Annotated in this window: 26 protein-coding genes; 16 read left to right on the top strand and 10 right to left on the bottom strand. The window is 63.7% G+C overall.

Translation table 11 applies throughout. The features are described 5' to 3' along the window. Window positions 1-4 precede the first annotated feature (4 nt). The gene (locus tag V1280_RS09630; protein ID WP_334522263.1) at window positions 5-907 is read left to right on the top strand and encodes an amino acid ABC transporter substrate-binding protein; all 903 of its coding nucleotides are present in this window, start codon (window positions 5-7) and stop codon (window positions 905-907) included. Here the strand turns inward: V1280_RS09630 and V1280_RS09625 are convergent. Then, window positions 904-1140: a hypothetical protein gene (locus V1280_RS09625; RefSeq protein WP_334522260.1), complete on the bottom strand. Its 237-nt coding sequence runs from the start codon at window positions 1138-1140 to the stop codon at window positions 904-906. The genes V1280_RS09630 and V1280_RS09625 overlap by 4 nt on opposite strands. A gap of 104 nt (window positions 1141-1244) precedes the next feature. Further along, complete coding sequence (locus V1280_RS09620; protein ID WP_334522257.1) at window positions 1245-2201, bottom strand: helix-turn-helix domain-containing protein; 957 nt, start codon at window positions 2199-2201, stop codon at window positions 1245-1247. 198 nt (window positions 2202-2399) lie between these two features. Between V1280_RS09620 and V1280_RS09615 the strand changes: the two genes are divergently transcribed. Further along, window positions 2400-3416, top strand: a complete 1017-nt coding sequence (locus V1280_RS09615; RefSeq protein WP_334522254.1) for a carbon-nitrogen hydrolase family protein — start codon at window positions 2400-2402, stop codon at window positions 3414-3416. 26 nt (window positions 3417-3442) lie between these two features. After that, window positions 3443-4483 (top strand): phenylacetaldoxime dehydratase family protein, encoded by a 1041-nt coding sequence (locus tag V1280_RS09610; RefSeq protein WP_334522251.1) that lies wholly within the window; start codon window positions 3443-3445, stop codon window positions 4481-4483. Here V1280_RS09610 and V1280_RS09605 read toward each other — a convergent pair. Next, window positions 4480-5118 carry an HAD family hydrolase gene (locus tag V1280_RS09605; RefSeq protein WP_334522249.1) on the bottom strand — a complete coding sequence of 213 codons (639 nt, stop codon included), beginning with the start codon at window positions 5116-5118 and terminating at the stop codon, window positions 4480-4482. The two genes, V1280_RS09610 and V1280_RS09605, sit on opposite strands and share 4 nt — an antisense overlap. Window positions 5119-5443: 325 nt before the next feature. Between V1280_RS09605 and V1280_RS09600 the strand changes: the two genes are divergently transcribed. From V1280_RS09600 to V1280_RS09575, 5 genes are all read left to right on the top strand, one after another. Then, window positions 5444-5638 (top strand): hypothetical protein, encoded by a 195-nt coding sequence (locus V1280_RS09600; protein WP_334522247.1) that lies wholly within the window; start codon window positions 5444-5446, stop codon window positions 5636-5638. Continuing rightward, a complete protein-coding gene (locus V1280_RS09595; RefSeq protein ID WP_334522244.1) occupies window positions 5631-5945 on the top strand; it encodes a hypothetical protein in 315 nt (104 codons plus the stop codon). Before V1280_RS09600 ends, V1280_RS09595 begins: the two co-directional genes overlap by 8 nt. Window positions 5946-5990: 45 nt before the next feature. Continuing rightward, entirely contained in the window at window positions 5991-8276 is a 2286-nt protein-coding gene (locus V1280_RS09590) for a glycosyltransferase family 4 protein (RefSeq protein ID WP_334522241.1), read from the top strand. Between the two features lie 34 nt (window positions 8277-8310). Continuing rightward, window positions 8311-9609, top strand: a complete 1299-nt coding sequence (locus V1280_RS09580; RefSeq protein WP_442895116.1) for a glycoside hydrolase family 130 protein — start codon at window positions 8311-8313, stop codon at window positions 9607-9609. 62 nt (window positions 9610-9671) lie between these two features. Beyond that, a complete protein-coding gene (locus tag V1280_RS09575; protein WP_148773911.1) occupies window positions 9672-9872 on the top strand; it encodes a hypothetical protein in 201 nt (66 codons plus the stop codon). A gap of 49 nt (window positions 9873-9921) precedes the next feature. Here the strand turns inward: V1280_RS09575 and V1280_RS09570 are convergent, their stop codons facing one another. Continuing rightward, window positions 9922-10938 carry a TRAP transporter substrate-binding protein gene (locus tag V1280_RS09570; RefSeq protein ID WP_442895115.1) on the bottom strand — a complete coding sequence of 339 codons (1017 nt, stop codon included), beginning with the start codon at window positions 10936-10938 and terminating at the stop codon, window positions 9922-9924. Window positions 10939-11094: 156 nt separating this feature from the next. On the opposite strand from V1280_RS09570, the gene V1280_RS09565 reads away from it, so the two are divergent. The 4 genes from V1280_RS09565 to tsaA all read left to right on the top strand — a co-directional run bounded on the left by V1280_RS09565 (window position 11095) and on the right by tsaA (window position 13711). Continuing rightward, the gene (locus V1280_RS09565; RefSeq protein WP_334538250.1) at window positions 11095-12000 is read left to right on the top strand and encodes a lytic transglycosylase domain-containing protein; all 906 of its coding nucleotides are present in this window, start codon (window positions 11095-11097) and stop codon (window positions 11998-12000) included. 99 nt (window positions 12001-12099) lie between these two features. Beyond that, window positions 12100-12840, top strand: a complete 741-nt coding sequence (locus tag V1280_RS09560; RefSeq protein WP_334522235.1) for an AzlC family ABC transporter permease — start codon at window positions 12100-12102, stop codon at window positions 12838-12840. After that, on the top strand, window positions 12837-13187 hold the full coding sequence (locus V1280_RS09555) for an AzlD domain-containing protein (protein ID WP_334522232.1): 351 nt from the start codon (window positions 12837-12839) through the stop codon (window positions 13185-13187). Before V1280_RS09560 ends, V1280_RS09555 begins: the two co-directional genes overlap by 4 nt. 32 nt (window positions 13188-13219) lie before the next feature. Further along, window positions 13220-13711 (top strand): tRNA (N6-threonylcarbamoyladenosine(37)-N6)-methyltransferase TrmO, encoded by a 492-nt coding sequence (gene tsaA, locus V1280_RS09550; RefSeq protein WP_334522229.1) that lies wholly within the window; start codon window positions 13220-13222, stop codon window positions 13709-13711. A 3-nt stretch (window positions 13712-13714) separates the two neighbouring features. Here tsaA and V1280_RS09545 read toward each other — a convergent pair whose 3' ends face one another. Genes V1280_RS09545 through V1280_RS09530 form a run of 4 tightly spaced genes read right to left on the bottom strand, consistent with a single transcriptional unit; the run spans window position 13715 to window position 16707 of the window. Then, window positions 13715-14140, bottom strand: coding sequence for an HIT family protein (locus V1280_RS09545; protein WP_334522226.1), 426 nt, complete (start codon window positions 14138-14140; stop codon window positions 13715-13717). A gap of 51 nt (window positions 14141-14191) precedes the next feature. Continuing rightward, window positions 14192-15433: a GNAT family N-acetyltransferase gene (locus tag V1280_RS09540; RefSeq protein WP_334522223.1), complete on the bottom strand. Its 1242-nt coding sequence runs from the start codon at window positions 15431-15433 to the stop codon at window positions 14192-14194. Between the two features lie 48 nt (window positions 15434-15481). Beyond that, complete coding sequence (locus V1280_RS09535; protein WP_334522220.1) at window positions 15482-16234, bottom strand: glycerophosphodiester phosphodiesterase; 753 nt, start codon at window positions 16232-16234, stop codon at window positions 15482-15484. 5 nt (window positions 16235-16239) lie between these two features. Next, window positions 16240-16707 carry a RidA family protein gene (locus V1280_RS09530; RefSeq protein WP_334522217.1) on the bottom strand — a complete coding sequence of 156 codons (468 nt, stop codon included), beginning with the start codon at window positions 16705-16707 and terminating at the stop codon, window positions 16240-16242. 254 nt (window positions 16708-16961) lie between these two features. On the opposite strand from V1280_RS09530, the gene V1280_RS09525 reads away from it, so the two are divergent. Continuing rightward, entirely contained in the window at window positions 16962-17807 is an 846-nt protein-coding gene (locus tag V1280_RS09525) for a cell envelope integrity EipB family protein (RefSeq protein ID WP_334522214.1), read from the top strand. A 118-nt stretch (window positions 17808-17925) separates the two neighbouring features. Here the strand turns inward: V1280_RS09525 and V1280_RS09520 are convergent, their stop codons facing one another. Together V1280_RS09520 and V1280_RS09515 are read right to left on the bottom strand one after the other, a co-directional pair. Then, window positions 17926-19665: a hypothetical protein gene (locus V1280_RS09520; RefSeq protein ID WP_334522211.1), complete on the bottom strand. Its 1740-nt coding sequence runs from the start codon at window positions 19663-19665 to the stop codon at window positions 17926-17928. 20 nt (window positions 19666-19685) lie between these two features. After that, window positions 19686-20993 (bottom strand): autotransporter strand-loop-strand O-heptosyltransferase, encoded by a 1308-nt coding sequence (locus V1280_RS09515; RefSeq protein WP_334522208.1) that lies wholly within the window; start codon window positions 20991-20993, stop codon window positions 19686-19688. Window positions 20994-21552: 559 nt separating this feature from the next. On the opposite strand from V1280_RS09515, the gene V1280_RS09510 reads away from it, so the two are divergent. The 3 genes from V1280_RS09510 (at window position 21553) to V1280_RS09500 (ending at window position 25582) form a co-directional block, all read left to right on the top strand. After that, window positions 21553-23691, top strand: coding sequence for a type I secretion system permease/ATPase (locus V1280_RS09510; RefSeq protein WP_334522205.1), 2139 nt, complete (start codon window positions 21553-21555; stop codon window positions 23689-23691). After that, entirely contained in the window at window positions 23678-25111 is a 1434-nt protein-coding gene (locus tag V1280_RS09505; protein WP_334522202.1) for an HlyD family type I secretion periplasmic adaptor subunit, read from the top strand. Before V1280_RS09510 ends, V1280_RS09505 begins: the two co-directional genes overlap by 14 nt. A gap of 69 nt (window positions 25112-25180) precedes the next feature. Beyond that, entirely contained in the window at window positions 25181-25582 is a 402-nt protein-coding gene (locus V1280_RS09500; RefSeq protein ID WP_334522199.1) for a RidA family protein, read from the top strand. The last annotated feature ends 273 nt before the right edge of the window (window positions 25583-25855 follow it).

Below are 25855 nucleotides of genomic sequence, written 5' to 3'. Positions count from 1 at the left end.
TGACATGATCCGCAAATCTCTGCCGACAATCGCCATCGCCGCCGTATCGTTTGCACTGCTCGATATTCCGGCCGCGCGGGCAGCCAGCCAGACCCTCGACAAGATCAGGGAGGTCGGCAAGATCACCTTCGGTTACCGCGAGGCGTCGATTCCGTTCGCTTATCTCGGGGTCGATCAGAAGCCGACCGGACTTTCGCTCGACCTCTGTTCGACGGTTGCCGACAAGATCAAAGCTGCGTTACAGCGGCCCGAACTCGGGATCGAATACGTTCCGGTGAATGCGTCCAATCGTATTCCCTTGCTGCAGAACAGCACGATCGACGTCGAGTGCGGCAGCACGACCAATACTGCCGATCGGCAGAAGCAGGTCGCGTTCTCCGTTGCGACCTATGTGGCATCGCCGCGCTGGCTGGTGTCCGCCTCGTCGCAGGTGATGGAGCCGAAAGGACTTGACGGGCAGACGGTCGTCATCACGCAGGGCTCGCTGAATTTCGGGGTCGCCAAGAAGATCATCGATGACCAGAAGCTGAATGTCACGATCGTCCAGGCCAAGGACCACGCCGAGTCGCTCCTCATGCTTGGAACGGGCCGTGCGGTGGCGTGGTTTGAGGACGATATCCTGGTTGCCGGCCTTGTCGCGAACGCATCCGATCCCAAAGCTTTCCGGATGTTGGCAGCCACCTATGCGCCATCCTACTATGGGTTGATGACCCGGAGGGACGACCCGGAGTTCAAGGCCCTCGTCGACGCCGCAATCAAGGAGAAGATGGCGTCCGGCGGGTTCGAACGGCTCTACGTAAAATGGTTCGAGTCGCCGATCCCGCCAAAAGGACAGAACCTCCAGCTTCCTATGAGCGATGCAATGAAGGCGCGTGTTGTCTCGCCCAGCGACGCGCTGTTGCCCTAGTCGTGCAAGTGCATCTCATCGAGCGCGGCATCGACGATGCGCGAGCCCGCCAAGCTGGCCGGCGGCTGCGCCTCCAGCCGCGTTGTGGGGGATGAAATGCAAGCGACTTCCGGGTCGCGCGCCTGCTGCGGCAGGAGCGTCAAACCCCAGCCGACCAGGACCAGCATCGCGAGACGGATCGCGATCACGCCCAGCAGCAGCTCCGACCCGCTTATCGTCGCGTGAGTCCTCATACATGCGAGCCTGATGCAGACTGCACGACATGACAATCTGGAATTGGCGAGCATAGCCTTCGCCTGAGGCGAAGGCTAGCGATGATGGCTGACCGGAGCGGATCTCAGTGCCGCAGCTGGCTCTGCCTGTAGTCGCGTGGCGACATCCCGAAATGCTCGCGGAAGACGCGGCCGAAATGCGAGAGATCGTTGAAGCCCCAGGCAAACGCAATCTCGCTGATGTGGCGCTGGGCGAGCACGGGCGAGGCGAGGTCGCGCTTGCACTGGGCGAGACGCTCGGCAAGCACATGGCGCTGGAACGAGGTGTCCTCGTCGGCGAGGAGATCGTTGACGTAGCGCGGGGAGATGCCGAGCGCGGCGGCGGTCTCGGTCAGCGAGAGGTCGGGGTCGGCGAGGCGTGTGCGGATATGCGCCTTGAGCCGGTAGAGCAGGGCGGAGCGATGGGTCGAGGACGGCAGCGACGTCCCGCCGAGCCGTTCGCTCAGCGCCAAGGCGAGCAGGTCGACGGCCTGCTCGGACAGGGCGGCGGCGCTGTTGGGCGCGAGCCGGTCGGCGCTCTGGCAGAGGCGGAAGATGAAATCATAGGCGAGCCGCTCAAGCGGTACATCGGCCCCGAATGTGATCGCGGTGAGTGTCTCGGTGCGGCCGAGCCGGCGCTGCAACATCTCGCGGGGCACCTTGAAGATGGTCTGGGAGAACGTGTCCTTGAACTTCAGCTCATAGGGACGCGTGGTGTCGTAGAGCGCGAACTCGCCGGGATGGATCACGGTCTCCCGGCCATCCTGCACCACGCCGCCATCGCCGCGATGGCCGAGCGCAACGAGAACATAATCCTGATCCGAGCGCGCGATGCGCGAGGGCGTGCGGAAAACGTGCTGACGGTCCGAGCAGACCTCGGAGCAAACGGCCTTGCCGAGCGCGACTTGCGTGACCGAGCCGTGAAATGCGCTGCCTAGGTCCGACTTGCAGTCGAGCCCGACGAAGACGTCGCAGACAATATCCTGCCAGAGGGCGAGCCGGCGGTAGCCGGGGCTGCCGTCTGTCGTGAACTGGATTGGCATCTCACAGGCCTCCCTTTCACATCCAGCAAAACCGCATGGTGGCGCAGATCCAGCCTGACCGCAGGCAAGTTCCGTACCGGGGCGGCGATCCCTTCCAGTCGAGTTTTTGTTCCGCCGTGGTCGAGCGCGCGGCCGCCCGGCTTGGCCCAATAGACTGCATCGGACGTGGTCTCGGATCAACCGGCAATGGAGGCGGCAATGGGCATCGAACATCCAAAATACAAGGTCGCGGTGGTGCAGGCGGCGCCCGCCTGGCTCGACCTCGACGCCTCGATCGACAAGTCGATCGCCCTGATCCGGGAGGCCGCCGAGAAGGGTGCCAAGCTGATCGCCTTTCCGGAAGCCTTCATCCCCGGCTACCCCTGGCATATCTGGATGGACTCGCCGGCCTGGGCGATCGGCCGCGGTTTTGTGCAGCGCTATTTCGACAATTCGCTGTCCTATGACAGCCCGCAGGCCGAGCGGCTACGCGATGCCGTGCGGAAAGCGAAGCTTACGGCCGTGTTCGGCCTGTCCGAGCGCGACGGCGGCAGTCTCTATCTGGCGCAATGGCTGATCGGACCAGATGGCGAGACAATCGCAAAACGCCGCAAATTGCGGCCGACCCATGCCGAGCGCACCGTCTATGGCGAGGGCGACGGCAGCGATCTTGCGGTCCATGTGCGCCCCGACATCGGCCGTATCGGCGCGCTGTGCTGCTGGGAGCACCTCCAGCCGCTGTCGAAATATGCCATGTACGCCCAGAACGAGCAGGTGCACGTCGCGGCCTGGCCGAGCTTTTCGCTGTACGATCCCTTCGCGCCGGCGCTCGGCGCCGAGGTCAACAACGCCGCTTCGCGCGTCTATGCGGTGGAGGGCTCCTGCTTCGTGCTCGCACCTTGCGCGACGGTCTCGCAAGCGATGATCGACGAGCTCTGCGACCGGCCGGACAAGAACGCGCTGCTGCATGTGGGCGGCGGTTTTGCCGCGATCTATGGCCCGGATGGCAGCCAGATCGGCGACAAGCTGGCGCCGGACCAGGAGGGGCTGCTGATCGCCGAGATCGATCTCGGCGCCATCGGCGTCGCCAAGAATGCGGCCGATCCCGCCGGGCATTATTCGCGGCCCGACGTCACGCGGCTGCTGCTCAACAAGAAACCGTACAAGCGCGTCGAGCAGTTTGCGCTGCCGGTGGATACCATTGAGCCCACGGACATCAACGCTGCAGCAAGCTGATTGGCGGGATCAAGGGAGGCACGATCATGGAATCAGCAATTCCTATGCATCTCGAAACGCAGCGCACGCGCCACAAGCGCGTGCCGGACGATTACCAGCCGCCATATCCATCGTTCGTGGCGCGCTACAAGCCCGCCGTGAGCCGCGTCGTGATGGCGTATTTCGGCGTGCAGTATCGTGGGGCGACGCCGGCGGCCGCGACGGAAACGCTCGCTGAAATCGCCGCGCTGTTCGCCGGCGAGGGCGGTCCCTCGCATTGGGACCGCGCGCACTATGTCGATCAGGCCGGCCACGCGAACATTGTCTCGGTCGCCTATTGGGACGACATCGCCCGCTTCGATGCCTGGTTTGCGCGGGCACGCGAGGCGTGGACTGGAAAGCACCGTGACGGGATCGGCACCTTCATCGAGGTGCTGCGCCCCTCGGTCGAGCGGCACGAGACGCTGTTCTCCTCACTCGGCCGACCCGAGGGTGTCGCCGTTATTGCCGACGGCATGAGTGGTGAGGTTCAGGAGCACGCCTATTGGGGCGGCATGCGCGACCGCATTCCGCTGTCACAGACCGATCCGATGTCGCCGGGCGGCAATCCGGAACTGATCCGTGATGGTGCGCGGGTGCGCGTGAAGGCGAACGACAATCTCTGCCTGATCCGCTCCGGCCAGGACTGGAGCGATACCGAGGCGTCCGAGCGAAAGCTCTATCTCGACGACGTCGAGCCGGTGCTCCGCGAGGGCATGGATTTCTTGCGCGACGACGGGCTCGCGATCGGCTGCTATGCCAACCGCTACATGCAAGTGCTCTCGACTGACGGCAAGGCGAGTGAAAAATCCTACGGCCAAAGCTGGTGGAAAAGCCTCGCCGCGCTGGAGCGCTGGGCGGAATCGCATCCGACCCACGTCAAGATCTTCGGTGCGGCGATGAAATATCTCTCGACGCTCGGGCCATCAGCGAAGCTGCGGCTCTATCACGAGGTCACGGTCGCGGCCGCCGACGAGCAGTTCTTCGAATATCTCAACTGCCATCCGAAGACGGGAATGCTTGCGGCGGTCGAGACGGTCACCGCCTAGGCGACGCAGTGGCCGAGCAGCTCCGGATGTGCGGCGCAGATGTGATGCGCGCCGGCGTCCCGCAACTCGGCCTCGCTGCCATAGCCATAGAGCACGCCGATCGCGGTCATGCCGTTGGTTCGGGCGCCGACCACGTCGTGGCTGCGGTCGCCGATCATGATGGCGCTGGTGGCATCGACCCTAGTCTCGTCGAGCGCGTAACGCAGCAGGTCGCGCTTGTCGACGCGGGTGCCGTCGAGCTCGGAACCGAACACGCGCTCGAAATACGGCTTCAGGCCAAAATGATCGACGATGCGGCTGGCGTAGACCGCGGGCTTGCTGGTCGCGACGAACATGCGCTGGTCGGTCGCGGCAATCGTCGTCAATGTGTCGACAATACCGGCATAGGCCTCGTTCTCGAACAGGCCGATGTCGCTGAAGCGCTCGCGATAGAGCAACAGTGCCTGGTCGGCCAGCGCGTCGGTTCCGGTGAGCTTCTTCAGGCTCGCATGCAGCGGCGGCCCGATGCACCAGGTCAGCTCGTCCTCACTCGGAACTGCGAGGCTCAGCCGCTCCAGGGCGTACTGGATCGAGCGGGTGATCCCGGGCTTCGGGTTGGTCAGCGTGCCGTCGAGATCGAAGAAGATTGTCGCCATCCTGGCCGTGTCCGTGTTGATACCAGCGCCGCTGTTTGACCTAAACGAGGCCGCAGGCCAAGGCAATGCGCAACCGTCATCACGCCGAAACCGGCGTCGCTGATGTCGTGTACCGCTTTAAAGGCTCGCTATTGGCCGGGAGTAAGCGTAGAGTCACGCCATCACCGCCCTTCCCATGGCATCCATCGGTGACTGAGGGTTACTTGCGCTCCCGCCGAACGAGGAGGAGCGCGCATGCCTCGATTTCGCCTGGCCGACTGGATCGTGCCGCCGGTGATCGTCCCACTGTTTCTGTTGTTCCTGGTGGCCGCGGCGGCGCTTCTGCATGGATAGAACGTCACTGCAGTATCTGGTGAGCGGACGCGATCAAGGTGGCTACGTCAGCTTGGCCCGCGCCACCACGGATGCCGCTTTGAAGAAGGCGAGGGAGCTGCTGCAGGAGGGCTATATCGACGTGCGGATATGCACGCCGCAAGGGCGGATCCTGCTGTCCGACGAGTTCGACCAATTCGATGCATGAGGATCGCGGGGATTCGTCGAATGACCGCGTCCAGACCCTCGCGAGGAAAGATACCTGCATGAAAATGGTTATTGTCGCATTGGCGCTTGGCACATTCGCGCAAAGTGCCGTCGCGAGGGAGCCGGACTGCCGCGCGATCGAAAGCACGAGCGGACGCCTCGCGTGTTATGACGCTGCGTTTCCTCCGAAAGTGAAGAAGCCCGACGCTGTGGAGGACAACGCGTCCCGCAGTGCCTACAAAGACCCGTTCCTTGCGGAAGAGGCGATAACCGCAGCGAAACTGAAGAATATCTGCCGCGGTTGTTGAGGCCGTGCACGCTCCGACATCAGGCGAAATCATCGAGGTGACGACATGACGCCGCTCCGCCGCATCGCCGTCATCGGCAACTCGCTGCCACGCCGGTGCGGAATTGCGACCTATACGACCGATCTGAAGAACGCGATATCGATTTCGCGCCAGGATCTGGAGACCTGCATCGTTGCAATGACCGATCGCGGTCAAGCCTATGATTATCCTCCGGCGGTCGCGTTCCAGATCAAGGACGGCAATATCGAAGACTACATACGGGCAGCGGATTTCCTCAATGCCGGCCGGTTCGACACCGTGTGTCTGCAGCACGAGTTCGGGATTTTTGGTGGTGAAGCCGGAGCTCATATCCTCGTGTTGTTGTCCCGCCTTACCATGCCGGTAGTGACGACGTTCCATACCGTGCTGGCCGATCCGACACCTGCGCAACGGATGGTCATGGAGCGCATCGTCGAGGCGTCGTCGAAGGTCGTGGTGATGGCCCATAAAGGCCGTGAACTGCTGCGCGACGTCTACCTGGTGCCTGACGACAAGATCGAGGTCATCGCCCATGGCATTCCCGATGTCGCTTTCACCGAGCCCGATGCAGCGAAGGCCAAGCTTGGATTTGAGCAGAAATCGGTCATTCTGACGTTCGGCCTGTTGTCGCCGAACAAGGGCATCGAAGTCATGATCGACGCCATGCCGTCGATTCTGAAGCGCTGCGCGAATGCGGTGTACGTCGTGCTCGGCGCAACGCATCCCAATCTGGTTCGGAACCAGGGCGAGGCCTATCGCGAAAGCTTGATGGCACGGGTGCGCGAACTCGGAATTGACGATCACGTGGTGTTCTTCGATCGCTTCGCCGATCTGGCCACGCTGCTCGAATTCATTTCGATGTGCGACGTCTATGTCACGCCCTATCTCAACGAAGCCCAGATGACGTCGGGAACACTCGCCTACAGTTTCGGGCTGGGGAAGCCGGTCGTCTCGACGCCCTACTGGCACGCACGCGAGCTGCTTGCCGACGGGTGCGGTGTGCTGGTGCCTTTCGGCGACGCCGCGGCGATCGGCAACGAGATCGCAAACTTGCTGACCGACGACGCCCGCCGGCAGGCGATGTCCCGGCGTGCCTATGCAGAGAGCCGAATGATGACATGGGAGCGGGTGGCCGAACGCTACCTGTCTGTCTTCGAAAACGCGCGGCAAGGTCATCGGTTGAAGGTCTTCGCGCGCGCCGACAGGAGCTTGCCCGAGCCACGTAGCCCCGTGCCGCCCGATATGCAGATCGGCCATTTCCTGTCGATGTGCGACGATGTCGGCCTGTTCCAGCACGCGGTACATTCGGTGCCGGATCGCGCACACGGCTATTGCGTTGATGACAACGCGCGAGCGCTGCTGCTGGCCTGCGCCCTCAATAGTCCAGGCGAACAGCCGCTGTCGGAGCTATTGACGAGCCGGTTTGCGGCGTTCGTGCAACACGCCTGGAACCCTGACACCAGGCAATTTCGCAACTTCATGGGCTTCAATCGAACCTGGCTTGAAGACAAGGGGTCCGAAGACAGCCACGGGCGGGCGCTATGGGCCTTGGGTGAGGCTGCACGCAAAGACACGAGCCCGGCCAGGCGCCTGTGGGCCGCTGCTCTGTTTGCCCAGGCCTTGTCAGTCGCGGAAAGCTTTCGTTCGCCCCGCGCGTGGGCGTTCATGCTGCTGGGTCTGGACGCCTATTGCGCTGTAGCTCCGGACGATCTCCACGCCAGGGAGGTCCGGCATTCGCTTGCCGACCGGTTGATGTCCTGTCTGGCGTCGGTCGAGACGCCGGATTGGGTGTGGTTTGAGGAAGGGCTGGCCTACGACAATGCGCGATTGCCGCAGGCCCTGATACTCACGGGTGTGGCAACGCAAACGCCTCAATATCTCGATGGTGGATCGAGGTCTCTGCGCTGGCTCATGACGCAGCAGACGAGTTCGGCAGGTCATTTCCGGCCGGTCGGCACTGCCGGCTTCGGCGAGCTGCGGCAACATCCTCGCGCGTTTGACCAGCAGCCTGTGGAGGCAACGGCAACGATCGCTGCCTGCCTCACTGCGTGGCGTGTCGAGGGCGATGCCGAATGGAAAGCTTTGGCGACGCGGGCCTTCGGCTGGTTCCTCGGCAGCAATGATCTCTCGGTGGCGTTGGTCGATCCGCTTACGGGAAGTTGCCGGGATGGCTTGCACCCTGATCGCGCCAACGAAAACCGCGGGGGCGAGTCGGTGGTTTGCTATCTCCTCGGACTTGCGGAGATGCGTCAGCTTGCGCGCGTCAATCCGATCCTGACAAGGCCCACGGCCTTGCGCGCCGTAGGCGCCTGAACGTCATCTTTTCATTCAGCAAGCCGAGGATACCGTGTCACAAGCTTCGTTCCTGAACCGGCAGGGCCTTCATCTGCGCCCCGATCCAGCGCGAGTCATCGTGCGGCCCTTCAAGCCGGCAACCGAACCCCGCGACCTGAACCCGACCGACAAGATGCGGGCAAATCATATCGTCGACCGGGTTCTTGCGCTCAGTTCGGAAGCCGTTGCGGTTCAGCTCGCAGACGTCCTCGACAATTTTCAGGGTCGACATCGCAACCTCCTGGAGAGATTCGAGACCCGAGCGGATGAAATGGAGGATGCCTTCGCGGCGCATGGTGTCTTCTCGAAGACGCAGCGTCAGCTGGTCGGCGCCTATTTTCTCAGTGAGTATTCGTTCGAAGCCTCTGCCTTGTTCAACCCCAGCATCGTCCCGCACCCGGATCAATCGGGGGCACCGAAGGGAGGCTTACGCTTCGTCATCAGTCTCCGGGCCATCGGCGAGGGACATGTCTCGTCACTGACGTTTCGAACCGGAACGATTGCGGTTGACGGAAGCCTCGCCGTCGATCCGACCGCGCGCCTCGCTTCGGTTCCGCGGGTCAGCGATCGCGTATCCGGGCCGGACGGCGACCGCGTGGAATTGATGTTCAAGCCTGAGGAAGACCTCAGCGAGCGCGTCATCTTTCCCGTTACCGAATCCCAATCGAATGGCATCGAGGATGCGCGCTTTGTCAGATTCAGCGATGGCGATCGGGAGAGCTATTACGCAACCTATACAGCCTACAGCGGACGCGCGATCAGGTCGGAATTGATCGAGACCAGCGATTTCATGTCGTTTCGACTAACGCCTTTGCGCGGGGCCGCGGCACGCAACAAGGGCATGGCGCTGTTCCCACGCAAGATCGGCGGCAACTATGCCATGATCGCGCGACAGGACAATGAGAACCTGTATCTGATCTATTCGGACGACCTCTTTACGTGGGAAGGCGGCCGGATACTCCTGAAGCCGCAATTTCCCTGGGAGTTCGTCCAGATCGGCAATTGCGGGTCGCCGATCGAGCTTGACGAAGGTTGGCTGCTGCTGACGCACGGCGTCGGTCCGATTCGCAAATACGCGATCGGAGCCGCGCTGCTCGATAAGCACGATCCATCAAAGGTGCTGGCACGTTCGGTCGAGCCGCTGTTGCGGCCTGAACCATCCGAGCGCGAAGGGTATGTCCCGAACGTCGTCTATACCTGCGGTGCGATGCGGCACAATGACCAGATCATCTTGCCATATGCCGTGTCCGATACCTTCTCCAGTTTCGCAACGATCAAGATTTCCGCGCTCATCGAAGCGATGCAAGGTTGAACGCGGCTTTCACAGTCGTTGGCTCCGTTTGCTAACACGTCAGAGGATACAGGAGAGCCGGGATGAGCGAGCGACTTGAGACACTGAAGAAAGCCCGCGATCGCATGATAGAGGACAGAGACGCGCACGCAAAAGTGCTGGCCGCTCCCTTTGTGCGCGAGACGGCCGAGCGCGCGCGCAACAAGTTCGTGGAGATGCAGGGGCTGATCGACGCGCTCGATCGCGCCATCAGCGGCGAAAGCCTGTTTCCGGTCAAAAACTGAAGCGACGAAAGCGAGATCGGCGGACCTTTCACTACCGCCACCGTTCCCGTCATTGCTGTTTCGCCCATTCGACGATCGCGGCGGCATCCGCGCCCGCCTGCGCCTCCCAGGCGGAGATCGTGGCCGTTGCGGCAGTTCGGAGCGCCGTGACCAGGGATGGCGGCGCGGGCTCGGCGATCTTGACGCCGTTGTCGCGCATGCGCGCATAATTCTCGGTCGTGCGGTGGGCCAGCAGCGCGAGCTGGCTTTGCTCGGTCTCGGCTGCGGCGGCCAGTACCTCGCGCTGCATCGGCTCTGGCAGCGCGGCAAATGCCTCGGTGCGGACGAAGGCGATCGAGACCGGCATCGCGTAATTGATGGCCGTGAAATAGGGCAGGAAGTCCCACAATTTGCGTCCCGCGCCGCCATCGCCGGAGGTGAGGAACGCGTTCAGTTGATGCTCCTTCAGACTAGCAAGCGCTTTGTCCATCGGCAGGAACTGCGCGTTGGCTCCGGCCGCCTTCATCACCTCGCTGGAATTGGCATCGTAAGCGCGCAAATTGAGTTTCGGCAGGTCGTCGGCGCCCGCAAGCGCGCGATCCGACCATAGACCGGTGGCTGGCCATATCGTCAGATAGAGCAGTTTGAGGCCGCGGGCGGCGAGGGCCTTTTCGTAAAGCGGCCGTGCGCGCGCATTGGCGGCGTGAGCGATCTCGACCGATTGCACGAGGAAGGGGAGCGTCGAGAGGCCGAGCACGGGGTCGAGGCCTGAGAGCGCGCCCGCAAAGGCGTCGCCCCCGGCGATCCGGCCTTCCAGCGCCGCGCGCGGCATCTCGCCCGAGTTGATCTTCAGCTGATTGTCGAAGGCGTTGGTCACGCTCACGAAACCGTTTGTGCGCGCGGCCACGCGATCGGCGAAAGTGGTGAGCCCGATCCCGGATATATTGTTCGCGGGATATTCGGTGGTCATCCGCCAGTTCACTTGCGCCATGGCTGGCGCGGCGGACAGGATCAATAATGCGAGGGCAAGGATCGCGCGGATCCCTTTGGCGGGGGAGCGCATTGGGAGAAGCAGGTCAGGCAGCATTTATTGGCAACTCGTCGAACCATGGCACGACGCCACGACATGGCAGATTATCTTGTTGCATGCCGCGCCTGCGTGCGCCACGGCGATACTTGGGCACGGCTGACGCGAATTGCATCACGCATCATCCCCGCACTGCTCGTGTCCGCGACACAGGCGATGGCATGGGACAGCTCACCGGCAAAGACCAACGTCGCCGTCCCCAGCGTCGAGGAGCTCGCGATGCCGCCGGAGAAGCCGGCGGATGGGCGTGAGAGCGACACGCGGGAATCGATCTGCCTGATCGTGGAGGCGGCCGCGCGCGATGCCAATCTGCCGCTGGAATTCTTCGCCCGCGTGATCTGGCAGGAAAGCCGCTTCCAGGCCGATGCGGTGGGGCCCATAACGCGCAGCGGCGAGCAGGCGCAGGGGATCGCGCAGTTCATGCCGGGCACCGCGAGCGAGCGCGGGCTTCTCAATCCCTTCAATCCGGTGCAGGCCTTGCCGAAATCGGCTGAGTTCTTGAACGAGTTGCGCAACCAGTTCGGCAATCTCGGCCTCGCCGCGGCCGCGTATAATGCCGGACCGAGGCGGGTGCAGGAATGGCTCGCCGGCACCGGTGGCATGCCGGAGCAGACGCGCAACTACGTCTATGCCATCACCGGAGCGACAGTTGACGCATGGGCCAAGGCCGGCAGCACCGGAAAGGGGCCGCCGAGTTCACCGCCGACGAGCTGCCGCGATCTGATGGCGCTGTTGAAGCGCGCGCCGAACCCATTCGTCGCCGAACTGGAGCAGCATGTCGAGCTTGCCGCCGCGAAGATCTGGGGCGTGCAGCTCGCCGCGGGCTTCGATCGCAACAAGGCGCTGGCAATGTATTCCCGCGCCGTCACGCGACTCAGCGCGGTGATCGGCGAGCGCGATCCCAGCCTGTTGAGTTCGGTCGTACGAAGCCGGGGTTCGCACGCCTTCTACCAGGTGCGCATCGGCACCGACACGCGCCCCGAAGCCGATGATCTCTGCAACCGCATCCGGAAAGCGGGCGGCGCCTGCTTCGTGCTGAAGAACCGGGGCGTGAGCGGGTAGGGAGCGCGCGCATGCCAGCCCCGCCGCGTGGTTCCTTGACGCGGCCGCCCGCATTGCCCGTTATGCGGCCACGATTCCGCAACCTCAGCCGGCCGTCCCGTGGCGCTTCCTCCGCTCGATTCCCCTCAATGGCAAAGTCCGTGGCGCGCCTTCACCTGGGGGCTGCGCTCGATCACGCAGACGATCCTCACGCTCGTCCTGTTCGCGACCTATCTCGGCATCGGCGCGCTCGCCCATGACAGCCATTTCAGCCTGGTCTGGGCGCTCTGCTCGACGCTGTTCGTCTGGGCCGGGCCGGCACAGATCATCTTGATCACCACGCTCGGCTCGGGCGCGACCGTCGTCCAGTCGGCGATCGCGGTCACTGTCAGCGCCATCCGGCTGTTTCCGATGGTGGTCTCGGTGCTGCCGCTGATGCGCACGCCGACGACCAAGCGGCGTGAGCTCTTTTTCGCGGCGCATCTCACGGCGGTGACGCTGTGGGTTGAATGCCATCGCTTCCTGCCGCAGGTGCCGCGCGAGCGGCGCATCGCCTTCGTCAACGGACTTGGCTTCGGTCTGGTCTCGGTGTGCCTGACCGCCAACACGATCGGCTATTTCCTCGCCGCCAATCTGACGCAGACATTGGGCGCCGCGATCCTGCTGCTGACGCCATTGTCCTTCCTGTTCTCGACCGCGCGCAACAGCCGCGAGGTCGCCGATGTCGCCGCGCTCGCGCTTGGGGTTTTGCTCTATCCGCTGGCCGCGAAGATGAACTCCGGCCTCGACATCCTCGTCAGCGGCCTGGCGGCGGGCACGATCGCCTATGGCGTGCACTGGTGGCGCGAGGTGCGCGCATGAGCGCCGCGCAACTCATCGGCGACTGGCAGGCGCTGGTCGTGCTGTTCGTCGCCGGCGTCATTCCCAACCAGATATGGCGCATGCTCGGCCTGTGGTTCGGCGGCGGCATCGACGAGGGCTCCGAGCTGCTGGTCTGGGTGAGGGCGGTTGCGACCGCGATCCTGGCCGGCGTCATCGCCCAGATCGTGGTCGAGCCGCCCGGCGCGCTCGCCAGCGTACCGGATGGCTTGCGTTATGGCGCGGTCGGCGCCGGCCTCGTCGTGTTCCTGCTGACCCGCCGCTCGATCTTTGCAGGCGTTGTCGCCGGCGAAGTCTTCATGCTGGCCGGCAAGTGGTGGTTGGGTTAAAACCGCCTCCGAATAGCCAAGGAACTGGACATATGGTTCGCGAAAACGAACTCCGCGAGGGCGAGGTCGCCATCGAGCTGCCGTCGACGCAGGATGCCGGCCTCGTCTTCATCGGCCGAATCCGCACGCCCTGGACCTCGCGGCTGGAGACGCCACGGCAGGGCCGCGCCGACGGCCCGGTGTGCCGGCTCGAGATCTTCGAGCCGTTCCTGCCCGCCATCAAAGGCGTCGATTTCTACAGCAATCTCGAAGTGCTCTACTGGCTCGACAAGTCCCGCCGCGACATCGTGCTGCAGAGCCCGAAGAACAACGAAAAAACCCGCGGCACGTTTTCGCTGCGCTCGCCGGTCCGGCCCAATCCGATCGGCACGTCGATCGTGAAGCTCGTCGGCATCGAGGGCAACACCATCCTCGTGCGTGGCCTCGACTGCCTCGACAACACGCCGCTGATCGACATCAAGCCCGATCGCTGCGAGTTCACGCCGCTGGCTGCGCCGCAGTCGGGGGATTTTCAGACGGAGTGACGATCAGCTCTGCAACGCCGCGATCAGCTTGGTCGCGTTCTCTTCCAGCACCTTGACGTCTTCCTTGCGGCTCGCAGGCGGCAGCATCGCGACGCCGTCGTGGCGGGGCATCACGTGCATGTGGAGATGAAACACCACCTGGCCGCCGGCCGCTTCGTTGAACTGCTGCACAGTGATGCCGTCAGCCTTGAACGCCTTCATCGCGGCAGCCGCGATTCTGTGCGCGCCGCGGGCGACATGGGCGTAATCGTCGGACTTGATGTCGAGGATGTTGCGGGCAGGGGCCTTCGGGATCACCAGCGTGTGGCCGGGCACTCGCGGCATGATGTCGAGGAAGGCGAAGACATGCTCGTCCTCATAGACCTTGTGGCAGGGAAACTCGCCGCGCAGGATCTTTGCGAAGATGTTGTTGGGGTCGTAGGCGGTCATGGCGGCGGCTCCTCAAATTTTGCGCTTACTGTCACCAGCGACGGCAAACCGTCAAGGCACCTCGTCGATGCCTTTCCGGAACGGGCCGAGCTCGGCGAGCTCGCGTCCAGCCTCGGCGACATAGGCGCGCTCGCGCTTGAGGTAGTCGTCGATGGCACGGCGCAGGCCGGGATCGGCGATGAAGTGCGCGGAGTGGGTGGTCCGCGGCAGGTAGCCGCGCGCGATCTTGTGCTCGCCCTGCGCGCCGGCCTCGACATGTGTGAGGCCGCGCTTGATGGCGAAATCGATCGCCTGATAGTAGCAGACCTCGAAATGCAGGAACGGATGATGCTCGACCGCACCCCAGTTGCGGCCGAACAGCGTGTCCGAACCGATGAAGTTGATCGCGCCGGCGATCCAGCGGTCGTTGCGGCGGGCCATCACCAGCAGCACATCCTCGCTCATGGTCTCGCCGATCAGCGAGAAGAATTCGCGCGTGAGATAGGGACGGCCCCATTTGCGCGAGCCGGTCTCCATGTAGAACGCGAAGAAGGCGTCCCAGGCGTCCTCGGTGATGTCCTTGCCGGTGAGCCAATGGATGGTGACACCGGCAGCCAGCGCATCGCGCCGCTCGCGCTTGATCGATTTGCGGTGGCGCGAGTTCAGCGTCGCCAGAAAATCGTCGAAACTCGCAAAGCCCTCATTGCGCCAGTGGAATTGCTGGTCGGTGCGCTGGAGGAAGCCGTGCCGGGCAAGCAGCTTCCACTCTGCCTCGCGGGCGAAGGTGACGTGGACCGAAGAGGCCTTGCTGACACCGCAGAGCGCCACCAAGCCGCTCGCCAGCGCCTCCGTGATGCGCTCGCGGTCGACGCCGTCGCGGACCAGGAGCCGCGGGCCGGTTGCCGGCGTGAAGGGAATAGAGACCTGCAGCTTCGGGTAATAGCGCCCGCCGGCGCGCTCATAGGCGTCGGCCCAGCCGCGGTCGAAGACGTATTCGCCCTGGCTGTGCGATTTCAGATAGCAGGGCACGACGCCGGCCACGCGGCCGTCGATCTTGGCCACCAGATGCTGCGGTCCCCAGCCGGTGCGGATCGTGGCTGAACCCGATCTCTCCACGGCGGAAAGAAACGCGTGAGATACGAAGGGGTTATAGGCGGGCTTTAAGAGGCCGAGAGAATCGCCTGGGAGACCCGATGAGGTTCCCAAGCCATGCCCATTGCAGGCCCTGCCAGGATTGGCGCAGGCGTCCCAATCCTCCGGCGATACTTCGCCAATGGACGGTACGGCCTCCAGAGTGATGTCCGATGATCCCATTGCGCCCAAGATCGTGCATTGCAGCAGCGACTTCAAGGGTGGGGAACATCAAGCCTGCGGCACGAAGCCCTCAAAGATCATCTGGTCCGCACACTGCCCCACGCGCGTCCGCTGCTCCGGCGTGCGCACGGTCCAGCCGAGCAGGGCGCAGCCGAAGACGTTGCGGGCGATCCAGGGGGCGGGCGCCGGCAGGTGGTCGACCTTGAAGGCGACGAAATGCGGCTGGGTCTGGAAGCCGTGGCGCAGGTACAGCATGCTGTCGCGCTGCGCTTGCGTCAGGTTGGCCCAGTACTCGTCCTCATAGCTCCGCTGCGCGACGATGCCGCGCGGGCGGGAGGGCAGCAGCTCGCGCAGCGCCAGCACCTGGTCGGGATCGAAGGACATCCCGACCGCTTGCCCCTGATACGATGCCAGCACCTCGGCCATCCGCTTCACCAGCTTGCGGTCGCCGTCAAAATGGCTCTTCACCTCGATCACCAGCGGCACGCGGCCGGCGACCATGGCGCAGAGGTCGCTGAGCGACATCATCCGCTCAGGCGTATCCCTGAACTTGATGGCCTTCAGCTCGGCCGCGGTCTTTGCGACCACCGGGCCGGTGGCCTCTGTGAGGCGGCCGAGCGCATGGTCGTGGTGCACCATGGCCTCTCCGTCAGCTGAGAGCTGGATGTCGACCTCGATCGAGAAATTGCCCGCAACCGCCGCCTGCACCGCGCCCGGCATGTTCTCGACGATGCCGCGAGAGATGTCATGCAGGCCGCGATGGGCGACCGGCCGCGCTGTCAGCCAATCAGGAGCACGCATCGATGTCAGGCGACCTCGAACACGCCTTCGACCTCGACCGCCGCATCCGCGGGCAGCGAGGCGACACCGACGGTGGTACGGGCGTGACGGCCCTTGTCACCGAAGGCCGCGACCATCAGGTCGGAGGCGCCGTTGAGAACCTTCGGCCCGTCCAGGAAGTCCGGCGCCGAATTGATGAAGCCGCCGAGGCGCACCACCCGCACGACCTTGTCGAGGTCGCCAAGCGCCGCCTTGACCTGCGCGAGCAAGTTGACGGCACAGCCGCGCGCGGCCGCGGCACCTTCCTCGAGCGAGACGCCGGCACCCAGCTTGCCCTTGGCGATCAGCTTGCCGTCGGGTGCAAAGCAGACTTGGCCGGAGACGAACAGCAGGTTGCCGGTGCGTACGAACGGCACGTAATTGGCGACGGGGGTGGGGGCATCGTGCAGCTTGATGCCCTGTTCCGCCAGTTTCTGCTCGACCGTGCCCGCCATGTCTCGACCTCGATGTCTGAAAAATCATCCGCTCCGGCGCGTCTGGTGACCGCCGGGCGCGCCCTGTTTCGCCCATCATGCCGCCACATGCAAGCAAGCCGATAGGGTGGTGGGACGCCGGGGTGAACTGCATTTTCCTGAGGCAGGTCAGGAGGTTCAACGGAGAGGCGCAACTTTACGTGAAACCGCCGCAGTTGCGACGCAATGGAACGGTCATTAAAGTGTCGAATCTGCGCGTCCCCCAAGGAACAGACATGGTGCACCTTTTCCGGACTTCACTCGGTGTGATGGCGCTCGCGGCGGCCGCTGTCGGCCCCGGTGGCGGCGCCTATGCCGCGAACGGTCCGTTCCTCGCCCACCAGGCGCTCTACGATCTGAGCCTGGTCAAATCGCGCTCCAATTCCATCAACAGCGCGCGCGGCCGCATCCTCTACAATTTCGCCGGCAGCAGCTGCGAGGGCTACACGTCCGAATTCCGCCAGGTCTCCGAGCTCGACAGCGGCGAGGGCAAGATCACGCTCAGCGATCTCCGCTCCAATTCCTGGGAGGACGCCACAGGGAAAAGCTACCGCTTCAAGATCGAGACGCGGATGAACGAGACCGAGGCCGGTCTGGTCGACGGCTCGGCGGAACGCGACGGCGACCACATCAACGTCAAGCTGAAATTGCCGGCGCCGAAGAATTTCACCCTCGACGGCAAGATCGTGTTTCCGACCGAGCAGATCCAGCACATCATTGCCGCCGCCAAGGAGGGCAAATCGCTGCTGGAGTTGTCCGTCTATGACGGCTCCGACGATGGCCAGAAGGTCTACAACACGCTGACCGTGATCGGTCAGCCGATCCCCGACGACCGCACCGCGTCGCCCGATCCGTCGACGTCGGACGAGCATATGAAAGCGCTGAAGCGCTGGCCTGTGACCGTCAGCTATTTCGACCGCGACGTCCAGCAGAAGGAAGGCGAGCAGACGCCGGTCTATGCGATGTCGTTCGAGCTCTACGAAAACGGCGTCTCCCGCCAGCTCGTGCTCGACTACAACGACTTTGTCATTTCCGGTGCGATGGGCAAGTTTGACGTCAAGGACAGCAAGCCCTGCAATTGAGCGCCGAGGCTCGGCGCGCCACCGGTCCAACAGTGAGAGGAAAAGGGCGCTGCCTCTGAGGCGGCGCCCTTGATCGTTCAGGACAAGCAGAGCCGGGGCTGCGCCACCTGCGTCATCGTCAGGCCGCCAGGGCGTTCGGCGCCAGGCTCGCCGACGCCACCGCATTGTGCTCGGTGATCGTCGTGCCGCCATGCCCGTCGGATGCGAGCGCGAAGTTTGCAGCCGAGTACTGGCCCAGCAGGAACAGCGAGGTCGAGTTGACGCCGTCGTTCAGCATCAGCGTGCCGCTCGCATTGCCGGCATCGGCCGCGTACCCCAGAGTAGTCCCCGCGCCGAAGGCGATGTCCCTGAGGTCGATGACGTCGCTATCGCCGAACCCGGTGATCTGGCCCGAGAACAGGTCGGAGCTGTCGAGCTGAAGCGTGCCGCCTGCGCCCTGGAAGCTGACGTCGACCGCTGCACCACCCGCAGCAACGTGCTCGACGCCGCCCGCGATGATCGTGCCGTTGGCGATTCCGCTGTTCACCAATTCGACGCCACCGCTGTTGACGATCGTGCCGTTGGTGATGCCGCCCGACACGGTCTGGAGACCGCCGCTGTTCACGACCACGTCGTTGGCCACGCCCATGACGTTCTCCTTACCGTGATTTCCGATCACGGTGTCGTCGACGACGCCATAGACGTACTCGGTGCCGCCGAGGTTGGTCGTGTTGTCCGCCGTGCCATAGACGAACTGATATCCGGCGCTGATGACCATGTTGGTCGCCAGGCCTCCGATCTGGATCATGGCGTAGGCGCCGGTCAGCACCGTCGCTCCGTTCGAGATGCCGCCGGTGTCGACGACCTCGTAACCGCCGGAATTCACGGTCGTGTTCGTCGAGGTCGCGCCGGCGGTGACGATCTCGTAGCCGCCACGGTTGACAGTCGTCGCGAGCGAGCTTCCGCCCGCGCTGACGAACTCGTAGCCACCGCTGTTGACGATCGTGCCGCTCGTCACGCCCGCCGAGGTGACGACTTCGTAGCCGCCGCGGTTGACCACGGTGGCGAGCGCGGTGCCGTAGGTCTCCACCTGCTGCGTTGCGCTGGTCAGGGTCGTGCCGCTCACGACGCCACCGCCGAGCACGGTCTGTGTGCCGCCGGTCATCACCGTGTTGTCAGCGATACCGTCCCAGACGATCTGTGATCCGCCGCTCATATGCGTGCCGGCCGCGGTGCCGCCGGCCAGCACATATTCGAAGCCGCCGCTCATGGTGGTGTTGCTGGCGACACCGCCGTTGCCGATGAATTGCCAGCCGCTAGTCATGGTCGTGTCGATCGCGTTGCCGACGACGTCCTCCTGGCCACCGGCAATGGTCGTGGCGCTCACGATCGCGCCGCCATAGACGGCTTGGTAGATGCCGTTGCCGAGCGTCGAGCCGCTGGCCACGCCGCCGGCATAGACCCATTGCGCGCCGGTGCTCAGATTGGTTCCTGTCGCGATGCCGCCGTCGTAGACGGCCTGAACGCCGTCGCCGGTGGTGCCGCTGGCGACACCGCCGGAGTAGACGTTCTGGCTGGCGCCGTCCAAGGTGGTACCGATCGCCTTGCCGCCGTTCAAGATGTTCATGACGGCGCCACCGGCGATCGTCGCATTGATGTCGGTGCCGAACACGTTTTCGACGGCGAGGCCGCCGAGGAAGGAGTCAACGGCAGTCCCGCCGGAGTCCACCACCAGCAGACCGCCGCCATTGACGACCGTTCCATTGGCCGTGCCGCCGGCGTTGATTTCGAGCGTGCCGTTCCACAGGACCAAGGTCCCGTCGGCGGTCGACCCGGAGCCGACATCCAAGGTATCGCCGGGTTGCACTGTATCAGTCATCGCATTTCTCCTGGTAAAATTCACTGTGTGCTATGTCCGTTTCGCATCCCGAAGCCCGGGATGTTCTCGATCGTGCGTTTGACTTGGTCGAAGGTGATCAGCCGCGTGCATTCGAATTGCCGCGGGGTATCCTTGTGGCGCGGGCACCACAGGAAGTCTTTGTGGTCGAACCTGTGACCAGGATCGTTCCAGCAGGAATTGCAGGCGTGGTAATTGACGACGCGATGGGGCGTCGCGAACTCATTGGTCGGATGCGTGAAGCCGCTGATGAGCACGACCGGCGTTCGGGTCGCCCAGGCGAGCCACGACAGTCCGCTCGACAGGCCGATGAAGAAGGCCGCGTGCCTGACCCAGCGCGCGCGCTCCTGAAGCGGGCGGTCGCCGGTCTCGTCTTCGGCTCCGTGCGGAATGTGGGTCCAGACCAATCCGGAGCCGTGAACCGGCTTCTGGTCGATGCAGATCACCCGGTAGCCGGCCTGTTTCAGGAAGCGAACGGTGTCGCGCCAGCCATGGGGGTTATTCCAGTATTTGCATTGCGTCGTGCTCTGCACGGCGATGCAGACATAGGGCTCGGCGATGGGAGGCGTGTCCCCAGCCAGCGCGATGCGCGGCGGCTGCTCGGCTGGGTCGACGCCGAGGATGTAGCCTGCGGTGCGGTGCAGGCCGACATGGCGGAAGTCGCAGGGTTGAAACACTCGGTCCGGATCGTCGAAGAACAGTCCGATATTGTATGTCGCGTAGTAGCGGCGCGGATCGACCTCGCCGTGCGCCAGGAGCGTGATCTCCGGATACGCCTTGCGGAAGAGCGGGATGACTCTTTCTGACATTGTGCAGGTCAGGCGGCAGCCGTGCAGCGCGCGAAACCTGTCCGCGTAGGGAAACCATCCGATGGTATCGCCCAGTGTCACCTCGGGAAGCTGAATCAGGATATCGCGGTCGGCCGCGGAATAGTCGTGCTCGAGCACGATCTCGTCCTTGACCGAGATCTGGAGGCGGATACGGACGAAGTAGCGCTTGGTCGAATTGATGCGGCCGGACTTGATCTCGGTTTCGAACAGGATGTTACCGCTGTCGATATCGCTCAGTCGGACCCGGTAGGGGCCGTCGGCTTCGGGCAGCCAGACCCGGCAGCCGTCGTTGAAGTCGAAACGAATCCCGCGGGGACCGGACTGGGTCGGCACGTCGGCCGGAGGATGGAAGGGCAGCTTGCCCGGCGCGGCGGAAGATGTCCGCGCGGACGGCGACGCGGCATCGGCCGGTCCGGGCTCCGATGGCCAGGACGAGCCGTTTGCACCAGGCGCTGAATTCGGGACGTGGGCAATATTCATCGGTGAGCGGTCGGCAAAATGGATGTCGTCTGATGGCTTTGGCGCGGAATTGAGAGGTGTTGCTGTCGCGTTGACGCTGTCGTCGTCCGGAGTTGGTCAAAGCGACGGGGCAGTTATTACGATATCTGCATCATATTTGTTATCATAACACAGCGAGTAACATTTTATTCCCGCGAGATTCGATGTGATGTTACGCGCATCGACGCGCCGGATTGCCGCATGAATTGCCGCGAGACGGTGGTCTCGCGATGTGAAATTGATCCGGCGCACCCCGCGTAATGGGACCGGACAGGCCCTATTCGCAGGCCCGATTGCAAGCTTGATGAGAGAGCGCGATAGCGCCATCCCGCGCTAGCCGAGAGGCGTCAAGAAAGTCCGGTCAACTGAAATCTGCTTTCGCATATGAGTCGCATTTCTCGTCTATAACATAGATTGTTACTATATCGTACGAATTTGGGCGCGGCCTGCTGCATCGTGCCTGATGAGGATGCATGGAGCAGGCAATGGGCCTTATTGGGATCTCACTGCGTGATGGCGCTGGCATTTGGCCGGGCTACGCATGACTGAAGCTGCGGCCCAGGCGTTGCCCGGTGATCCCGGCCTTCACGCGATCATTGCCATGTTGAGCCTGAATGGGGTGGGGGCGAGCGCGGACCAGGTCCGCCATCAATTCGGCGCCCAAATTGGCGTTACCGAGATCCTGCGTTGCGCAAAGGGCTTTGGACTGAAAGCGAAGACGGTCTCCACGACCTGGGAGCGGCTCGCGGGAATTCCGATGCCATGCATCGGGGTCTTGCGTGACGGTGGATTTCTGCTGCTCGGCAAAGCCGGGGACGACAAGATCGTCGTCCAGGTTCCGGATGCGTCGAAGCCAATCATGATGACCCGGGCCGAGTTTGAGGCCGCCTGGGACGGCCGGGCCATCCTGATTGCGAAGCGGGCGCTCCTGACCGATCTGACCCGGCGCTTCGACATCACCTGGTTCCTGGGAGCGATTCAGAAGTACCAGCGGCTGCTCGGGGAGGTCCTGGTCGGTTCGCTGTTTCTCCAGCTGTTCGCGCTCGTCTCGCCCTTGTTGTTCCAGGTCGTGATCGACAAGGTGCTCGTCCATCGCAGCATGACCACGCTCGACGTCCTCGTGACCGGGCTGATCGCGATCGCGCTCTTTGAGACGATCCTCGGCGCGCTGCGGACGTACCTGTTTTCGCACACCACCAATCGCATCGACGTCGAGCTGGGCGCGCGGCTGTTTCGGCACCTTCTGGCACTTCCAATCGGTTATTTCCGGGCGCGGCGCGTCGGCGACTCCGTCGCGCGGGTGCGCGAGCTGGAGAACATCCGCAATTTCATCACCAGCTCGGCATTGACGATCGTGATCGATCTGTTCTTCACGATCGTCTTCATCGCCGTGATGTGGGTCTACTCGCCGCTGCTGACGATGGTGACGCTGGCGTCGTTTCCTTTTTATATCGCCATCTCCGCCGGCGTCAGTCCCGCGTTTCGCGGGCGGCTCGACGAGAAGTTTCAGCGCGGCGCGGAGAACCAGGCGTTCCTGGTCGAATGCGTCACGGGTGTCGAGACCCTGAAGGCAATGGCGCTCGAGCCGCAGATGCAGCGGCGCTGGGAAGAGCAGCTCGCAAGCTACGTGGCCGCGAGCTTCCGCGTCATCAGCCTCGGCAACACCGCAAGCCAGGCCATCCAGTTCGTCAGCAAGGTCGCAACCGCCGCCATCCTCTATTTCGGTGCGCGGCTGGTGATCGCGGGCGATCTGACCGTGGGCGAGCTCGTTGCCTTCAATCTCCTGGCAGGCCGTGTCAGTGCTCCGGTCCTTCGGCTTGCGCAGATCTGGCAGGATTTCCACCAAGCACGCTTGTCGGTGCAGCGGCTGGGCGACATCCTGAACACGCCGGCGGAGCCGGTCTATACCTCGGGGCGGGCGGCCTTGCCCGCGATCCGCGGTGACATCAAGTTCGAGCACGTCACTTTTCGCTACCGCATCGACGGCCCGGAGATTCTCAGCGACGTCAGCCTGAGCGTGCCCGCGGGGCAGTTCGTCGGTGTGGTCGGCACGTCGGGCTCCGGAAAGAGCACGCTCGCCAAGCTCATCCAGCGGCTCTACATCCCCGAGAGCGGACGTGTGCTGGTGGACGGCACCGATCTGGCGATGGTCGATCCGACATGGTTGCGCCGGCAGATCGGAATCGTGTTGCAGGAGAACATCCTGTTCAACCGCACGGTGCGCGACAACATCGCGCTTGCCGATCCAGCGATGTCGATCGAGCGGGTGATCGAGGCCGCCAAGCTTGCGGGCGCGCACGATTTCATCCTCGAGCTTCCCGAAGGGTACGACACGGTCGTCGGAGAGCAGGGCAGCACGCTTTCGGGTGGCCAGCGGCAGCGGATCGCGATCGCGCGGGCGCTGGTGACCAATCCGCGCATCCTGATCCTCGATGAAGCGACGAGCGCGCTCGATTACGAGAGCGAGCGGATCGTGCAGCAGAACATGATTCAGATCGCGAAGGGCCGCACGGTCTTCGTGATCGCGCATCGCCTCTCGACGCTGCGCATGGCCCACCGCATCATCACGATGGATCGTGGTCGTCTGATCGAGGACGGCACCCATGAGGAACTGGTCAAGACCGGCGGCCGATACGCCACGCTGTTCCGGCTTCAGGCAGGGCTGCATGAAATCAGCTAGCAAGGTCGTGCCGTTTCCGGCCAACAAGCCGCCCGCGAGAAGCCGGGACGAGATCGCATTTCTTCCGGCGGCGCTGGAGATTGTCGAGACGCCACCCAATCCCGTCGGCCGCGCCGTCAGTGCCACGATCGCTGCGGCCTTCTCGGTCGCGATCGTCTGGGCGTGCCTCGGGACCGTGGATATCGTCGCAGTGGCGTCGGGGAAGGTGATCCCGAGTGGCCGAACCAAGGTCATCCAGCCGTTCGAGACCAGCGTGGTGCGCGCCATTCAGGTCGCCGATGGCCAGACGGTGCGGGCAGGGGATGTGCTTGTCGATCTCGACTCGACGATGAACGAGGCCGAGCTCGGGCATCTCAAGAGCGATCTCGTCGGTGCGCAGCTCGAAGTGGCACGGTTGCGCGCCGCTCTTGCCGACGGCGCCGATCCGCTCGCTGGCTTCCATCCGCCGGAAGCCGCTCCCGCCGCGCTCGTGCAGGTCCAGCGGCGATATCTGGCGAGCCAGATCGTGGAGCAGAACGCCAAGCTAGCCTCGATCGAGCATCAGGTCGCGCAGAAGGAGGCCGAACGGGCGACGATCACGGCGACGATCGGCAAGCTCGAGGCAACGATCCCGCTGCTTCAGCAGCGCGTCGACATGCGCAAGCAATTGTTCGACAAGGAACTGGGATCGAAGATCTTCTATCTCCAGGAGCTTCAGGACCTGGTCGGCCAGCAGCAGGAGCTCCTGGTTCAAAAGAGCCGGTACAAGGAAGCTGATGCGGCTCTCGCCGCGCTGGTCGAGACCTCCACGAAGACTGGGGCCGAGTATCAGCGCTCGCTGTCGGATGACCTCGCCAAGGCCGAACAAAAGGCTGCGGGCCTCACGCAGGACGTCGTCAAGGCCGAGCAGAGGCGGAGCTTCCAGCGGCTGACCGCACCGGTCGATGGCGTCATCCAGCAGCTCGCGATCCATACCGTCGGTGGCGTCGTCACGCCGGCGCAGGCGTTGATGGTGGTCGTGCCGCTCGAGAGCCGGCTAGAAATCGAGGCGATGCTGTCGAACCGCGACATCGGCTTCATCGAGGTCGGCCAGGACGCGGCGATCAAGGTCGATACGTTCAATTTCACCCGCTACGGCCTGCTGGATGGCAAGGTCACGAGCGTGTCGCATGATGCCATCACCCGCGACAAGCCCGTGGACAAGAACGGCGCGAATCCGCCGGGTGCGGAGCAGGACAGCAGCGAGCCCAAGGGGCATGAGCTGGTCTATTCGGCCCGGATATCGCCCGACCGGGACCGGATGCTGATCGATGACAAATACGTCAATCTCTCGCCGGGAATGGCCGTGAGTGTCGAGATCAAGACGGGCACCCGCAGCATCATCAGCTATCTGCTGTCGCCGCTTGCGCGGTATCGACACGAGAGCATGCGCGAGCGATAGCAGCGTTGGCGTAAGGCGCGATTCCGGGTAGGCTCGCAACCGACCAAAGAAAAGCCAGGGAGCCAGCCCATGCCGAAGCTCGACCATCTCCGCCCCAGCGGCCTGCACCACAATCCCGCTTATTCCCACGTCGTCACCGCCTCCGGCGCGCGCACGATCTACATCTCCGGCCAGGTGTCGGTGGACGAGGAGGGGCGGATCGTCGGCGAGGGCGATATCGCCGCGCAGACCACGCAGGTGATGCAGAATCTCGGCCATGCGTTGAAGGCAGCCGGCGCGACCTACAGCAACATCGTGAAGATCACGACCTTTGTCGTCGGCTACAAGCCGGAGCTGCGTCCGATCATCGGCAAGGCGCGCTCAGCCTTCTTCGAAGGCATGGAGCCGCCGGCCTCGACCCTCGTCGGCGTCTCCGCGCTTGCGGCGCCGGAGTGGCTGATCGAGATCGAGGCGATCGCAGTTGCGGATTGAGTGGGAAGACCATGACGCCGAAAGATTCCATCCGGATCGCGGCAGCGCTGATGAGCCGGAGCGATGGACATGTCCTGCTGGTCAGGAAGCGTGCCACGGAAAGCTTCATGCGCTGCTTCCGCTGTGTTTGCGGCCGGCGCCGTAATCCGTAAGCCCGACGGAGTTCACCGCTTTCGCAAAAACGTGAAAACAACCCCATGCACAGTAGAAGCGCAGCTGCCGAACGGGACAGGTTGATCTGAATTTCGTATTTTGCGAATTTCGGTTGACGCG

This window comes from Bradyrhizobium sp. AZCC 2230 (assembly GCF_036924495.1).
GTDB classification, from domain to species: Bacteria; Pseudomonadota; Alphaproteobacteria; order Rhizobiales; family Xanthobacteraceae; genus Bradyrhizobium; species Bradyrhizobium rifense.
The sequence above is the reverse complement of the archived record's forward strand: the minus strand, read 5'-3'. Positions and strand labels throughout refer to the sequence as shown.

What these genes read in the sequence shown, in the direction of transcription:
- V1280_RS09545 (WP_334522226.1), bottom strand. Translation starts at nt 14,140, where the DNA reads ATGACCGCCTACGACCCCAACAACATCTTCGCAAAGATCCTGCGCGGC.
- V1280_RS09500 (WP_334522199.1), top strand. Translation starts at nt 25,181, where the DNA reads ATGCCGAAGCTCGACCATCTCCGCCCCAGCGGCCTGCACCACAATCCC.
- V1280_RS09595 (WP_334522244.1), top strand. Translation starts at nt 5,631, where the DNA reads ATGCATGAGGATCGCGGGGATTCGTCGAATGACCGCGTCCAGACCCTC.
- V1280_RS09575 (WP_148773911.1), top strand. Translation starts at nt 9,672, where the DNA reads ATGAGCGAGCGACTTGAGACACTGAAGAAAGCCCGCGATCGCATGATA.
- V1280_RS09570 (WP_442895115.1), bottom strand. Translation starts at nt 10,938, where the DNA reads ATGCTGCCTGACCTGCTTCTCCCAATGCGCTCCCCCGCCAAAGGGATC.
- V1280_RS09555 (WP_334522232.1), top strand. Translation starts at nt 12,837, where the DNA reads ATGAGCGCCGCGCAACTCATCGGCGACTGGCAGGCGCTGGTCGTGCTG.
- V1280_RS09590 (WP_334522241.1), top strand. Translation starts at nt 5,991, where the DNA reads ATGACGCCGCTCCGCCGCATCGCCGTCATCGGCAACTCGCTGCCACGC.
- V1280_RS09530 (WP_334522217.1), bottom strand. Translation starts at nt 16,707, where the DNA reads ATGGCGGGCACGGTCGAGCAGAAACTGGCGGAACAGGGCATCAAGCTG.
- V1280_RS09600 (WP_334522247.1), top strand. Translation starts at nt 5,444, where the DNA reads ATGGATAGAACGTCACTGCAGTATCTGGTGAGCGGACGCGATCAAGGT.
- V1280_RS09625 (WP_334522260.1), bottom strand. Translation starts at nt 1,140, where the DNA reads ATGAGGACTCACGCGACGATAAGCGGGTCGGAGCTGCTGCTGGGCGTG.
- V1280_RS09515 (WP_334522208.1), bottom strand. Translation starts at nt 20,993, where the DNA reads ATGAATATTGCCCACGTCCCGAATTCAGCGCCTGGTGCAAACGGCTCG.
- V1280_RS09510 (WP_334522205.1), top strand. Translation starts at nt 21,553, where the DNA reads ATGACTGAAGCTGCGGCCCAGGCGTTGCCCGGTGATCCCGGCCTTCAC.
- V1280_RS09520 (WP_334522211.1), bottom strand. Translation starts at nt 19,665, where the DNA reads ATGACTGATACAGTGCAACCCGGCGATACCTTGGATGTCGGCTCCGGG.
- V1280_RS09620 (WP_334522257.1), bottom strand. Translation starts at nt 2,201, where the DNA reads ATGCCAATCCAGTTCACGACAGACGGCAGCCCCGGCTACCGCCGGCTC.
- tsaA (WP_334522229.1), top strand. Translation starts at nt 13,220, where the DNA reads ATGGTTCGCGAAAACGAACTCCGCGAGGGCGAGGTCGCCATCGAGCTG.
- V1280_RS09540 (WP_334522223.1), bottom strand. Translation starts at nt 15,433, where the DNA reads ATGGGATCATCGGACATCACTCTGGAGGCCGTACCGTCCATTGGCGAA.
- V1280_RS09615 (WP_334522254.1), top strand. Translation starts at nt 2,400, where the DNA reads ATGGGCATCGAACATCCAAAATACAAGGTCGCGGTGGTGCAGGCGGCG.
- V1280_RS09535 (WP_334522220.1), bottom strand. Translation starts at nt 16,234, where the DNA reads ATGCGTGCTCCTGATTGGCTGACAGCGCGGCCGGTCGCCCATCGCGGC.
- V1280_RS09605 (WP_334522249.1), bottom strand. Translation starts at nt 5,118, where the DNA reads ATGGCGACAATCTTCTTCGATCTCGACGGCACGCTGACCAACCCGAAG.
- V1280_RS09505 (WP_334522202.1), top strand. Translation starts at nt 23,678, where the DNA reads ATGAAATCAGCTAGCAAGGTCGTGCCGTTTCCGGCCAACAAGCCGCCC.
- V1280_RS09610 (WP_334522251.1), top strand. Translation starts at nt 3,443, where the DNA reads ATGGAATCAGCAATTCCTATGCATCTCGAAACGCAGCGCACGCGCCAC.
- V1280_RS09565 (WP_334538250.1), top strand. Translation starts at nt 11,095, where the DNA reads ATGGCATGGGACAGCTCACCGGCAAAGACCAACGTCGCCGTCCCCAGC.
- V1280_RS09630 (WP_334522263.1), top strand. Translation starts at nt 5, where the DNA reads ATGATCCGCAAATCTCTGCCGACAATCGCCATCGCCGCCGTATCGTTT.
- V1280_RS09525 (WP_334522214.1), top strand. Translation starts at nt 16,962, where the DNA reads ATGGTGCACCTTTTCCGGACTTCACTCGGTGTGATGGCGCTCGCGGCG.